A 12,836-nucleotide genomic window follows, 5' to 3' on the forward strand; every position below is an offset into this window, starting at 1 on the left:
GATTTCAAACACCTATCTACCCGTTGGCGAGAATATTGGTCCCGGTTTCGATGGCTGGCGCGCATTCAGCCAGGCCACGCCCGAATTCAAAAGCGGCCGGATCGTTGACGGCGGCTGTAACCGCGCACTGACCAGCGCCGAGATCGCCGCTTATGATGCACCGTTCCCCGATGAGAATTTCAAGGCCGCCGCGCGCCAGTTTCCTGTGCTCGTGCCTGTGACCCCTCACCATCTGTCGGTTGCGGAAAACGTCGCCGCGTGGGCACAGCTTGAACGCTTCGACAAACCGGTGCTCACCTGCTTTGGCAATCAGGACAAGGTGCTCGGTCATCTCGATACGGAAATTCAGCGCCGTATTCCGGGTGCCAAGGGGCAACCGCATTGCCGGATAGACGCCAGCCATTTCTGTCAGGAAGATCAGCCGGAACAACTGGTCGCGCTGATCCGCAATTTCATCGCTGCCTAGGCGAAGGTCGAGTGGTTAAACTGCCCTTCGCCGCCGTCTGCGCCACCAGACTAAAGTCGCTGTTGCTATCAATACTAGCCCGCCCACCGGCCATAACGCGATAAGCCGCGGTATCAGCAAGGTGCGCAGCGCATTTGCGAATATCTGTTTGGGCGCGGTGTAACCGTCTGGCATGGGCAGTACGTTGTTTGCCTTGGCAAAGGCGGCGTAATCGGATTGCATATCCGCAAAACGTTGCGGGTCGGAACCGGACAGATCGTTGGTCTCGCCGGGGTCGGTGGTAATGTTGTACAGCCGCCAGCGGCCATCGCCGTAGGGCGGTAGGTTTTTGACGAGCTTATAATCGCCTTTGAACAACACGGCGTTGCCGGACAATTCATACCCCAATGGCTTGTCCGCCGGATGGACGGACGATGCAGCCCCTGTGAGCATCGGTGTCAGGTCCATCCCAATCATGGGCTCGACGCGGCGTCCCGAAAAACGGCCTTGCTGCGGCGTGACGCCTGCGAGCTTCAGCAAAGTCAGCGGCATATCGGTGACATGCGCAAAACCCGATGTAATGGTGCCGCCCTTAATCGCCCGGTTACCCGGCCAGGCGATGATCATGGGGACACGCAGGCCACCTTCGTTCGCGGTAAACTTATATCCACGCAGGGGCGATGCCGATGCGCTGGCAAATCCCGCACCTTGTGCGGTCAGCGAACCCGGGCGTCCCTGTTGGGCGATGCTTTGATCATAGAGAAGCTTGGCGTTCCAGCGCGTAAATGCGCCCATGTTCATGGGGTCAGTCGCTTCCGCGCCATTGTCCGACAGAAACACGAAGATGGTGTTTTCATATGCACCGATGGCCTTCAGATGCGTCACTAACCGACCGATTTCCCGGTCCATCGCCGTGCCCATGCCAGCATAAGCGGCCATTGCACCCGCACGTTGCCGCTTTTGCTCTGCCGACAATTTCGACCAATCACCACTGGTACCCATGGTCACCATCGCAACACCTTCCGGCATTACACCTTTGGCAATCGCTGCGGCGCGGCGCTCTTTGCGTAGCGCGGTCCAGCCCGCATTGTAGCGCCCGGCATAAGCCGCAATGTCCGCATCGCGTGCCTGCACCGGGATATGGTTGGCGATGAAATTGACGGACGCCAGAAACGGTTTTCCGCTCGCCCTGCCGCGATCGATATAGCCGATCATCCTGTCGACAATCAGCGTTGAGGAGTAAAAGCGCTTCGGCAGCTTGGCCGGCTTTCCATCGTCACTCCACTCGGTCTTGTCATAAATCAGCAGATTGGGCTTATCTTCAAAATTGTCCGCGCCCGATTGCGCCAGCGCGAGCGCGTGGTCATAGCCGCGTGCTGTCGGCAAGGTATCGGGCGTATGGCCCAGATGCCATTTCCCGGTCAGATAAGTGCTGTAGCCGCCTGCGCGCAGCTGGTCCGCAATGGTCACGACGCGGTTGTTCAGATGCGCCTCATAACCCGGTTTGCCGAGATGTTCCGGTGGAATTGTCTCCGGCATATTGCCCAGACCCGCGCGGTGGTTGATCACGCCGGTTTGCAGCATCGCGCGCGTTGGTGAGCAGGACCCTGCCACATGGAAGTTCGAAAAACGCACGCCCTTGGCGGCAAGCGCGTCGATATTTGGCGTCGCGATCTCTCCGCCGAAGGCGCCGACATCGCTAAAGCCCCAATCATCGGCCAATAGGATGACGATATTTGGGGCTTTTGTGGGCGCAGACTGTGCGCCAAGCGTGGCCGGGCTGAGCAACGCCAGCGCCGTCAACAGGGTTGCCGGTCCTTTCAGCTTCATTGGTTCCGCAACGCCTCAAGGCAGCCCGTCTGCGCGAGCAGCGGATCAATGCGCCCCCGCGCATGTGCATCCAACGCGGCATAGCGTGCGCGCAAATCGGCGAGGCACTTCACCTGATATTTGAAAACACCCTGTGTGTAGGGCAGGCCCATTGCGGTGATGTGGAAGCTATCTTCGCCTGCCGCAATCGCCGCGGCGTTGGCGAGCAGGAAGGGCATGTAGATTTCGCCCACCTGTTGCAACCAAGCGGTGATAATGGGCGCAAAGGGTGCATCCGCCGTATCCCATTCGCCCGTTATTCCCGACATATCGTCAATATGGAGCAGCCAGCGGAAGCTGTAAGGGAAATCTTCGCGCATCATCGCCTGCGCTGTGGGGTCAACGCCAAGCTGAGACAATTGGCCGTACATCCCGAACTCCGCCATGCTGGGCTGCGAACCGAACAGGCAATGTTGGTCCACCACATGCGCCTCGAGCGCACCCAGAATTGCGCGGGTTGACGCCTCGATCAACGGGAAGTTTTCGGCGGCGCAGCCGACAATCGCCATGCGGCCGACCTGGCGCGCGCGGAACTGTTCGGCATAGCCCTGGCTGGTCGCAAGGCCGCCGCCCTTCATGGCATCAAAAGCGAGCCAGCGGCTCATCTGGATCTGGTCTACCTCCTCCAGCCAGCGATAACCGAACATCGCTTTTGTCACCCACTCATCGGCGAAATCTTCAATCAAATGCGCGATAAAGGCATGCGCCGGATCGGCCGGGATGACCGAGCGTTCGGAATGCCGCGTTTCCAGATCATAGATCAACGGCGTTGAATCATTGTGAAATGTCCCATCGGGATATTCCATCACGGGAATGACAGGGGCCTTCACTTTGCTGAGTGCATCGCGTGAATCGGCACCATGCACCCACAGATGCGGGATACGCCGATACCGCATAAGCGCGCGCATTTTCATCGAATAGGGCGATCCGAGTGCGCCGTTGATGATATACATGGCAGTCGTTCCTTCGCTCATGGTCCGGCATTATGTGTAATGGGCTATATTGACATTATCAATGCCAATATATGGGCGGGGACGCTGACAGCATGTGGATGAATGATCCGATTGTTCCGCCGCTGCGTGCGCTGCTGTTGCCGTTGCAAGACGCGCGCGGCCAAAAATCAAGGTGCAACAATGCGGTGTTGGGCCAGATGTTCATAGTCGGCCATGCAGGCATCTGCGACGGCGCGGGCTTCATCATCGAGGTTGAGCGGACGTGTATCTGGTTTTTGGAAGCCGGTGCTGGCCGCAACCGCGTCATACCAATGGCTTGCCCAAATGCCGTCATCCGGGTGGATGCCAGCGGGCCATGACAACATGGCAGGATCCCATGCGATGTTGAGTGCATCGCACAGCAAAGCTAGCGTCTTTGCAGGATTTTTCAGAATGTCCGCGCTGTCGACGACGGGTGGGGCATAGCCGGTCCGGTCGGCGATACGATCAAAGAACGCACGCTGGGTTGCGTAACCAAGATCTTCGACGTTCACGCTTTCTCGCTTAACGCGGTAGCTGGCGACCATATATGCCGGTTCGCGAACCAGAAAGGCGTGGCGGCAGTTGGTCAAATCATCGGGTTGGATTGGGCCGACCATATGGTGGGTCATCTGCTTTTGATACCATAAGGGCGCACCGCCCGGTGCGGGACCGGACAAGCGGGCGGCTACGCTGGACCAGTCGCAATCCATATCTGCGATGACGTCTGCTGCCATGGGGTGCGGCTCCCCGCTATGTGCAAGGAAACAGCCGTAAAAGGGTTCGTCACTGACCGCGCAATCCGCGCGCGACGAAAAGCTGCGCATCATAGCCGTCGAGATGTTTCGTGGTCCCGACCACATGCATATCCGCTGCGTCAAGGTCGGCTCTGGCCCGCGATGTCGCGTTCGATGAAGGCGCGGTAGAGATTTTGCAGACGTTCGACGACGGGACCCTTTCCATCGGTCAAGACACGGCCATCGATGGTGTGTGCAGGAACAACCCCGGCAAAGGTTCCGGTGACAAAAGCTTCATCGGCACCATAGACATCGGTCATGGAGAAGTTGCGTTCGAACACAGGAATATCATTCTCCCGGCAGATGCGGATGACGTTGGCGCGCGTGATGCCGGCGAGGCAATAATCACCGGTGGAGGTCCACACCTCGCCCTTGCGGACGATGAAGAAATGCGTGGAATTGCATGTGGCAACAAAGCCGTGCGGGTCGAGCATCAAGGCTTCATCTGCGCCCGCTTGCGCCGCCTGAATGCACGCGGTGATGCAATTGAGTTTGCTATGCGAATTAAGCTTGGGATCCTGCACCGCCGGATCACCGCGACGGACGTGGACGGTAAACAATGACAGGCCGCGATCAACCGTTGCGGGAAGCGGGTCTTTATATTCGGCAATAATGACAATGGTCGCAGGTGAAACGACCACACGTGGATCTTGGTACGGCGTTGAACGGATCCCACGCGTGACCATCAGCCGGATATGGCATTTGTCCATCTGGTTCGCGTCGATGGTGGCATAGAGGCGTTCCTTCATTTCCGCGCGGGAAATGCCGATGTCCATGGCAATCGCCTTTGCGCCTTCCCACAAACGGTCAAGATGCTGATCCAAAAAGGCCATACGTCCGGCGTGAACGCGGATACCCTCCCAAACCCCGTCACCCAGCATGAAGCCGCTGTCAAAGACAGAGACCATTGCCTGCGCACGGGGCGTGAGCTGACCATTAACGTTGATGAGGATCGCGTCATTGCGCGAATCAGATACGAAATCATGCGTTCCAAGTGCCATGTTGTTGACCGTAACGTTGGCCGGGCACGCGCGTCAAATAGGAACGCGCAACGTCCATCTCGTAAAGCTTCGGAGCGAGCCGCAGCTTCATCGCGTGTCTGACATTTGGTGGAAACGAAACCAAGCGACATCTTGATGACGCGTGCGGTTGGTTCCCCGGTAAGGATTCGAACCTCAATAGACGGAGTCAGAGTCCGTAGTCTTACCGTTAGACGACCGGGGAATAGAAGGCGGGCCTATATGCTGGAGCCCGTGCACGGTCAAGTCGCTGAATTTGGCCGGTTGTGCCGATATTCAAAAATGTTGAATTTTTAACGTGCAGCGCCTATCAAGGTGTCAGGTACCGGCAGCACATCTGCCCGGATAGAAAATAAGAAGTGAGTGTACGGCTATGGGCGAGAATGTCGCGCCATCGCCGCAACAGGGACGCGGGCGTAAACGAAAAAAGCCGCCCCGTCGCAAGAATGCGGCACCCAAGGCTGCAAAACTGCAGCAAGCTTCGGCTGAGGGCGCAGCGCGTGCACACACATCCAACACGCCTCCGAAACCTGCCAAGGACTTTGTTCCTGCGGATAACGCAGCTTTGCGGCGTAACTGGCTTGATCGGACAGCATATGCCGCGCTCGACCTTGGAACGAACAACTGCCGATTGCTGATCGCGCGGGCTGGCGGAGAGGATTTCACCGTCGTCGATGCATTTTCGCGGGTTGTAAGGTTAGGCGAGGGGCTGACCGCGACGGGCCGGATGAGCGATGAGGCCATGGACCGCGCGGTTGAGGCGCTTTCGGTATGCGCCGAGAAGTTGAGAAAACGTAATGTCGTTCTGGCAAGGTCCGTCGCCACTGAGGCATGCCGTCAGGCCGTCAATGGCGCGCAGTTCATTGAACGCGTGAAGCGCGAGACAGGTATTCATCTCGACATCATCAGCCCACAGGAAGAGGCGCGCCTTGCCGTCATGGGATGTCATGCCTTGCTTGAGCAAGGGGAGGGCCCAGCGTTAATATTCGACATTGGCGGCGGATCGACCGAGCTTGTGCTGGTATCAACCAGTGGCCTTGTTCCCGAAATATTGGACTGGGTAAGCGTTCCATGGGGCGTGGTTTCTTTGACCGAAAGCGAACGGGCCGAGGCAGAGACGCCTGAGCAGTTGAACGCCATTTACGCAGCGATGCGCGCAAAGGTGATGGCAAGCTTTGCCGCGTTTGCCGCACGTTTGCCGGAGGATGGCGGGGACCGGAGGCTTTTGGGGACTTCGGGAACGGTCACCACGCTTGCCAGCGTCTATTTGAAACTGAACAGTTATGACCGCCGCGCTGTGGACGGGTTGTATTTGCCGACCGCCGCGATGCGCGAAATTAGCCGCGAGCTTGCCGGCCGCACTATAGAGGGGCGCGCTGAATTTCCGACCATTGGGCATGAGCGCGCGGACTTGGTCGTTGCCGGTTGCGCCATCCTTGAGGCTATTTTTGATATATGGCCCGGTGAGCGGCTGGGCGTTGCGGATCGCGGCATTCGCGAGGGCATTTTGCGTGCGCTGATGGCGAGCGATGCAAAACGCAGAAATCGGCGGAACTGAAAATGGCAGACAATTTATTCGGTGGTAAGAACTCCGGCCGGACACTGGCCGGTAAACAGAAGGTCAAGACGGCCAAGCGGCGCACCGCTGGATCAACCCGTTGGCTTGAGCGGCAGTTGAACGACCCATATGTGAAGCGCGCGCAGGGCGAGGGCTATCGCAGCCGCGCGGCGTATAAGCTGGTCGAGTTGGACGAGAAGTTTCACATCTTGCGCGGCAAGAAAGCCGTGGTGGATTTGGGCGTCGCGCCGGGCGGCTGGGCACAAGTGGTGCGCAGGCAACAGCCAAAGGCAGCCATTGTGGGTATCGATCTGTTGCCGGTCGACCCGCTGGAAGGTGTTGTGTTGCTGCAAATGGATTTCATGCACGACAGCGCGCCGGATAGGCTGATTGCCGAACTCGGCTGCGCGCCGGACCTCATCTTGTCAGATATGGCGGCCAACACCGTTGGCCACAAACAGACCGACCATTTACGCACAATGGGTCTGGTCGAAGCGGCCGTCGATTTTGCTATTCAGGTTTTGCAACCCGGTGGCGATTTTGTCGCGAAAGTGTTTGCGGGGGGGACCGACCCGGTGATGCTGAGCATATTGAAAAACAACTTCACCACGGTCAAACACGCCAAGCCTCCGGCAAGCCGCAAAGGATCGGTGGAATGGTATGTGATCGCGCAGGGAAAGAAAGCTTAACCCGCTTTACGCGCTTTCGCGACTGCGGCTTTCAGGGCATCAAAGCCAACCGCACCTTCCAATATCTGGTCGCCGATAATGAAGGTTGGGGTGCCACCAAAGCCAACTTGTTGCATGATCGCAAGGTTGCTTTCGACCTCGGCAATCGCTTCACGCGAGCGCGCAAATTTTTCGGCAGCGGCGGGGTTCATCCCTGCTTTTAAAGCGGCGGCACGGATGCTTTGGGCATCGGGGCGGCCACCGCTGAACAGCGCGTCATGAAATGCCTTATACTTGCCTTGCTTGGCGGCTGCGAGTGCCCATAAGGCTGCATCGCGGCTGGTCGCGCTGAGGATCGGTAGCTCGCGGATGACCACGCGGATATTGCTGTCGCTATCGATAAGCTTTTGCACATCTGCAACGCTGGAGCGGCAATATCCGCAATTATAATCGGTAAACTCGACGATCGTGACATCGCCATTGGGATTCCCGAACTCCGCCCCGGGGAAGGGCTCGGTCAGCTTAGCGCCCACGGCGCTGAGGCGCTGCGTTGCCTCACGCTTTTGCAAGACGCCAATGGCTTCTGTAATAATCTCCGGATTTTCCAATATATATGCGCGTACAATTGCCTCGGTCGCTTTGCGGTCGTTGGCGTTCATGCCCGCGGCTGCGGCAGCCTTGGCGGCCTCCTCTGCTGCAGCGCCTGCTGGTTCTTGCACGGACATGCTATCTTTTGGCCAAAACAGATAAGCGCCGATCGCAGCCAGCAAAAGTGTAGCGGAAAGAATGAGGATAAGCGGCGTACGCGTCGTTATTTGGTTGCTCATAGCGGCCCGATTAGCTCTCGTCGCACTCAGTTGCCAGCCAATTCAGCGCTTCCGCTTTTTCAGCTGCGCAAGCTTTGCTTCGGCAACCATGCTGATGTCCTGAGCGCGGATCCAATCGGGGGAATATTCGGGAAGCCCGGCCATTGCGGTCTGTGCGTTAGGCAAGGCCAATTGCGGCGCACCTTCCATCAAATAACGCTCCGCACTGGCGAGAGCCGCGCGCGCGCTATCACCCTTTTGTTCGTAAACGACACCCAATTGGTACCAGGCAAAAGGATTTTGATTATCTTTGGTGACGGCAGCCTTCAGCACCTGAGCCGCCTCATCAAGTTTTGTCTTATCCTCGGTGGCAATCAACGCATGCCCGAATATGGCGGCGATCAGCGGCTGATTGCCCGTCAGGCTCACCGCTTTGCGTAACGGTATAATCGCGTCTGCTGGGCGGCCGGATTCGAGCAATATTTGCCCATGCAATTCAAGGAAATAGGGATCTTCGGGGGCGGACGCGACGAGCGCCGATGATTCATCCAACGCTTTTTGCGGATAGGCGGACTTATGCCACGCATAGGCACGGGCATAGCGGGCAGGCACACTTTTGTCGCTTTCGGGATAATCGCGCATCGTTGCCGCTGGGTCAGACAGATAGCCCGTCAGCTTTGCCTTGATCCGTTTGAAATCACTCTCCCACTTCGGATTTAGCGGCGCATCCCACGCCGGATCGGCGGAATATTTGTCCTGCAGCACCGAAATACGTTCGCCCGACAAGGGGTGGGTGCGGCCATAGCTGTCCTCTTGCGGGATGCCGAGGCGGAATTCGAAATTCTGTAGCTTTTTGAAAAAGCTGATGGAGCCACGGCCCGAAATGCCTGCGGTAGAGAGATATTGCGCGCCAGACGCATCGGCTGTGCCTTCTTGTCCACGGCTATAGGCAAGGAACTTGCCCATCGCGGCTTGCTGGCCCGCGGACAATATGCCCATGCCAGCTTCGCCCGCGCCAGCCGCCATGGCCGCAGCGGCAAGTATCAAGCTGGCAATGCTGATGCCGCTCGCGACCGAAGCGCCTTCGTCGAAGCGCACGGCATGGCCGCCGACGACATGCCCAAGCTCGTGCGCAATCACGCCTTGCACTTCGTTTGCGGTGGTCGCGGCGTCAATCAATCCACTGTGCAGATAGACCGCTTGCCCGCCCGCGACGAATGCGTTGACGGATTTGTCATTGATCAGGATGATGTCGACATTGTTCGGGTCAAGCCCCGCCGCGGTAATCAATGGCGCGGAAATTTCTTTGAAAAAAGCTTCGGTTTCAGCATCGCGCAAAATGGACTGCGCCATAACCGGGCGCACGGATATCCATATGGCAAGAAACAGCACCAATGCTGTTCGCAGGGCACGAAATACAGAATTGTTCATATGCAGTGAATGGCGCGAACTGGATGAACGCGCAATGAAGAAGTTGGGCAAAACAAAACCCCGCCAGTCCATGACCGGCGGGGCTATGTGGAAACATTAAATCGGGTTTAACCGAACGTGCGTTGCCACCAACCTGAACGGGGTGGGCCATCGTCGGTTCCACCCGCTTCGGTTGTTGATGTTACATCCTGTGCAATATCTTTGGCCGCTGCTTTCTTACGTGGCGCTTTGGCTTTCGCCTTGGGTGCCTCCGCGGCTTCTTCGGCTACCGCTTCAGCGACCGGTGCTTTTGCACGGCTGCGTGGCTTTGCGGGTGCCTTTGCTTTGGCAGCGGGTGCTTCTTCGGCCGCGCTTGCTGCTTCAGTGGCTTTCGCTTCCGGTGCATCGGCTTCAACAACAACCTTTTCAGCCTTTGGCTTTGCGCGGCTTGCACGCTTTGGCTTTGCGGGTGCTTCGACAGGCGCTTCCGCAACTTCAGTTGCGGCTACGGCTGGCGCTTCTGTTGTTGCTTCAACTGCACCCGTTTCACGGTCGCGATCACGGCCTCTGCCGCCACGACGACCACGACGGGCCCTTGGCTTGGTTTCGCCTTCGACGTCAGTCTTGTCCGTTTCAGCGGTGTTTTCGCCTTCTGAACGATCTGCAGCGTCACTTTCACCAGCAACAGCATCTTCGGATTCCGGACGGCCATCGCGATCACGGCCCTTGCCACCACGACGTCCACGACGCCGTTTACGCTTGCGGCCCTCACCACCTTCGCCTTCTTCGCGTGGACGCTCTGCACGCGCACGGCGTGGTTCGCGCTCAGCTTCTTCGGCTTCATCGTCGAAATCGTCGATTTCGTCTTCGATATCATCTTCTTCGATGTCGATAATCGGTGGCAGTGCGGCTGGCCGCTCTGGACGTGGTCCGGAGCTGGATACGGCAAGCTTTGCACCTTCGGTTTCGCCATTGGGCACAATTAGCACGCGGACGTGGTAGCGCTCTTCAATCGCGGCCAGTTCGGCACGCTTGTTGTTGAGGCAGTAGATTGTCGCTTCCTGGCTCGCCTGCAGAACGATCTGGCTGCCATTGCCCTTGGCTGCTTCATCTTCGATGAGACGCAGGGCTGACAAAGCAGCAGACGATGCCGTGCGGACAAGGCCCGTGCCTTCACAATGCGGACATTCGCGGGTGGATGCTTCGAGCACGCCGGTGCGCAAACGCTGACGGCTCATTTCCATCAAACCAAAGCTGGAAATACGGCCGACTTGAATACGGGCACGGTCGTGCTTCAACGCTTCCTTCATCGCGCGCTCGACTTTGCGGGCGTTCGAATGATGCTCCATGTCGATGAAGTCGATGACGACAAGGCCAGCCATGTCGCGCAGGCGCAATTGACGGGCAATCTCGCGTGCCGCTTCCAAATTGGTGGAAAGCGCGGTTTGCTCGATGCCATGTTCTTTGGTTGAACGGCCTGAGTTGATGTCGATTGATACCAAAGCTTCGGTCGGGTTGATGACGATATAGCCACCTGACTTCAACTGGACGATGGGCTGATACATTGCGTTCAGCTGGTCTTCGACATGGTAACGCTGGAACAGCGGAACCGGGTCTGCATAATGCTGCACGCGTTTTGCGTGGCTTGGCATCAGCAACTTCATGAAGTCCTTGGCGGCTTTATATCCATCAGGCCCTTCAACGAAGACCTCGTCGATATCCTTGTTATAGATATCACGAATGGCACGCTTGATGAGGTCACTGTCGGTGTGGATGAGCATCGGTGCTGCACCACGAAGCGTACGCTCACGGATTTCGTCCCAAAGCCGCGCGAGATAATCAAAGTCGCGCTTGATTTCAGGCTTCGTGCGCGCAAGGCCAGCGGTGCGGATGATGCAACCCATGGTGGATGGCAACGTCAGGTCCGAAATAATCGACTTCAAACGCTTACGGTCAGCCGCGCTGTGGATTTTACGGCTAATGCCGCCGCCGTGCGACGTATTTGGCATCAAGACGCAATAACGGCCGGCAAGGCTGAGATATGTCGTTAGAGCCGCGCCCTTATTGCCGCGCTCTTCCTTTACAACCTGTACCAGCAAAACCTGACGGCGATGAATGACGTCCTGAATTTTGTAACGGCGACGCAAGTTCATGCGCTTTGCACGGACTTCGTCGCTGGCCTTTGGTGTGCGGGTTTCGCCATTGCGGCCGCCACGGCCACGACGACGGCGGTTGTTACGGCCGTTTTCGCCGCGCTCGCCTTCGCCTTCGTCTGACGCATCGTCGCCATTGCTGCCAAGGTCGGGTTCTTCGCCCTCGGTCATGTCGATGGTGTCGACACTGTCGTCGCTATCGACTTCAATCAGGTCAGTGACGTCGTCTTCGCGCTCTGCAGAACCCTGCATGATGTCCGAAGGCTCGTCGCTTTCTTCCTCTTCCTGCTCACGCAGCGCAGCTTCTTCAGCGGCGGCTTCGGCTTCTTCAGCCAACAAACGCTCGCGGTCTTCGCGCGGAATCTGGTAATAATCGGGGTGAATTTCGGCAAACGCCAAAAAGCCGTGGCGATTGCCACCATAGTCTACGAACGCCGCCTGAAGCGAAGGTTCAACTCTTGTTACTTTTGCGAGGTAGATATTGCCTTTGAGCTGCTTGTGCTCGGCCGATTCAAAATCAAATTCCTCAATCTGGTTTCCTGTGACGACTGCGACCCGGGTTTCCTCCCGGTGCCGCGCATCGATTAGCATACGCGTTGTCATTGATATTACTCCAGCGAGCATGGCGCCCGGTTGTCAGCCAAAGGCCGCTCGCTTTATTGTTGATGCAATGCCAGACGGGACGCGAAGCGCTCCTGTCGGCAAAGCGATATGGTGGGAATGTAAGAATTGCGTCTGCTGCTTGTGCATGGCGGGCGTGTATCGCGCGCGCTTGATTTCCAGCCCATGCGCCAGTCCCTGTGCGGGCGGCGTTGGTGGAAATATCATGCCTCATGCAGCGTCAACCTGTTAATGTGCCGAACGGAAAAGAACCGAAGGCGGATTGGCGGGAAGATCAGATGAAATTCCCTGTATCTACGCGCTAGCACTCCTGCGGGTTGTCGGCAAGGGCATCGCGCGAAATAGCTTGCTATTATGGACGGAAAAACGGGTTTATAGCCTTAATGCGCAATTAACCCTGTCTGGACACCAGCGTTTACGCTTCCATCGCTAGCAACATATCCATCTTACGGATGGAGCCGGGGCGTGGACGAAAAAATTTTCTGGACGGGGGCAACGGCCAGAACCCATGCGCACTAT

9 protein-coding genes, 1 tRNA gene and 1 pseudogene are annotated in these 12,836 nt (G+C 57.6%); 3 read left to right on the plus strand and 8 right to left on the minus strand.

The genetic code is table 11. From position 1 onward, the window contains the following. Nucleotides 1-466: pseudogene (locus ACIQ5B_RS07580) on the plus strand (haloalkane dehalogenase); the annotation flags it as partial. A 15-nt stretch (nucleotides 467-481) separates the two neighbouring features. On the opposite strand, the gene ACIQ5B_RS07585 reads toward ACIQ5B_RS07580, so the two are convergent. The 5 genes from ACIQ5B_RS07585 to ACIQ5B_RS07605 all read right to left on the minus strand — a co-directional run bounded on the left by ACIQ5B_RS07585 (nucleotide 482) and on the right by ACIQ5B_RS07605 (nucleotide 5,306). Further along, entirely contained in the window at nucleotides 482-2,275 is a 1,794-nt protein-coding gene (locus ACIQ5B_RS07585) for an arylsulfatase (protein WP_397598485.1), read from the minus strand. Then, a complete protein-coding gene (locus ACIQ5B_RS07590) occupies nucleotides 2,272-3,267 on the minus strand; it encodes a glutathione S-transferase N-terminal domain-containing protein (protein WP_397598486.1) in 996 nt (331 codons plus the stop codon). The genes ACIQ5B_RS07585 and ACIQ5B_RS07590 overlap by 4 nt, the downstream gene beginning before the upstream one ends. Before the next feature lie 167 nt (nucleotides 3,268-3,434). Beyond that, nucleotides 3,435-4,148 carry an HAD family hydrolase gene (locus tag ACIQ5B_RS07595; RefSeq protein WP_397598492.1) on the minus strand — a complete coding sequence of 238 codons (714 nt, stop codon included), beginning with the start codon at nucleotides 4,146-4,148 and terminating at the stop codon, nucleotides 3,435-3,437. A gap of 14 nt (nucleotides 4,149-4,162) precedes the next feature. Beyond that, nucleotides 4,163-5,083, minus strand: a complete 921-nt coding sequence (locus tag ACIQ5B_RS07600) for an aminotransferase class IV (protein WP_397598487.1) — start codon at nucleotides 5,081-5,083, stop codon at nucleotides 4,163-4,165. Nucleotides 5,084-5,232: 149 nt separating this feature from the next. Continuing rightward, nucleotides 5,233-5,306, minus strand: a tRNA-Gln gene (locus tag ACIQ5B_RS07605). 168 nt (nucleotides 5,307-5,474) lie between these two features. Here ACIQ5B_RS07605 and ACIQ5B_RS07610 point away from each other — a divergent pair. Beyond that, nucleotides 5,475-6,659 carry a Ppx/GppA phosphatase family protein gene (locus ACIQ5B_RS07610; protein ID WP_397598488.1) on the plus strand — a complete coding sequence of 395 codons (1,185 nt, stop codon included), beginning with the start codon at nucleotides 5,475-5,477 and terminating at the stop codon, nucleotides 6,657-6,659. Nucleotides 6,660-6,661: 2 nt separating this feature from the next. Next, nucleotides 6,662-7,348 carry an RlmE family RNA methyltransferase gene (locus tag ACIQ5B_RS07615; RefSeq protein WP_395627857.1) on the plus strand — a complete coding sequence of 229 codons (687 nt, stop codon included), beginning with the start codon at nucleotides 6,662-6,664 and terminating at the stop codon, nucleotides 7,346-7,348. On the opposite strand, the gene ACIQ5B_RS07620 is transcribed toward ACIQ5B_RS07615, so the two are convergent. The 3 genes from ACIQ5B_RS07620 to ACIQ5B_RS07630 form a co-directional block, all read right to left on the minus strand. Beyond that, on the minus strand, nucleotides 7,345-8,154 hold the full coding sequence (locus tag ACIQ5B_RS07620) for a DsbA family protein (RefSeq protein ID WP_397598489.1): 810 nt from the start codon (nucleotides 8,152-8,154) through the stop codon (nucleotides 7,345-7,347). The genes ACIQ5B_RS07615 and ACIQ5B_RS07620 overlap by 4 nt on opposite strands. 42 nt (nucleotides 8,155-8,196) lie before the next feature. Further along, nucleotides 8,197-9,564 carry a M48 family metalloprotease gene (locus ACIQ5B_RS07625; RefSeq protein ID WP_397598490.1) on the minus strand — a complete coding sequence of 456 codons (1,368 nt, stop codon included), beginning with the start codon at nucleotides 9,562-9,564 and terminating at the stop codon, nucleotides 8,197-8,199. Nucleotides 9,565-9,671: 107 nt separating this feature from the next. After that, entirely contained in the window at nucleotides 9,672-12,299 is a 2,628-nt protein-coding gene (locus ACIQ5B_RS07630; RefSeq protein WP_397598491.1) for a ribonuclease E/G, read from the minus strand. Nucleotides 12,300-12,836 lie beyond the last annotated feature (537 nt).

Source organism: Sphingorhabdus sp. (genome assembly GCF_044374345.1).
Classification (GTDB): Bacteria; Pseudomonadota; Alphaproteobacteria; order Sphingomonadales; family Sphingomonadaceae; genus Sphingorhabdus_B.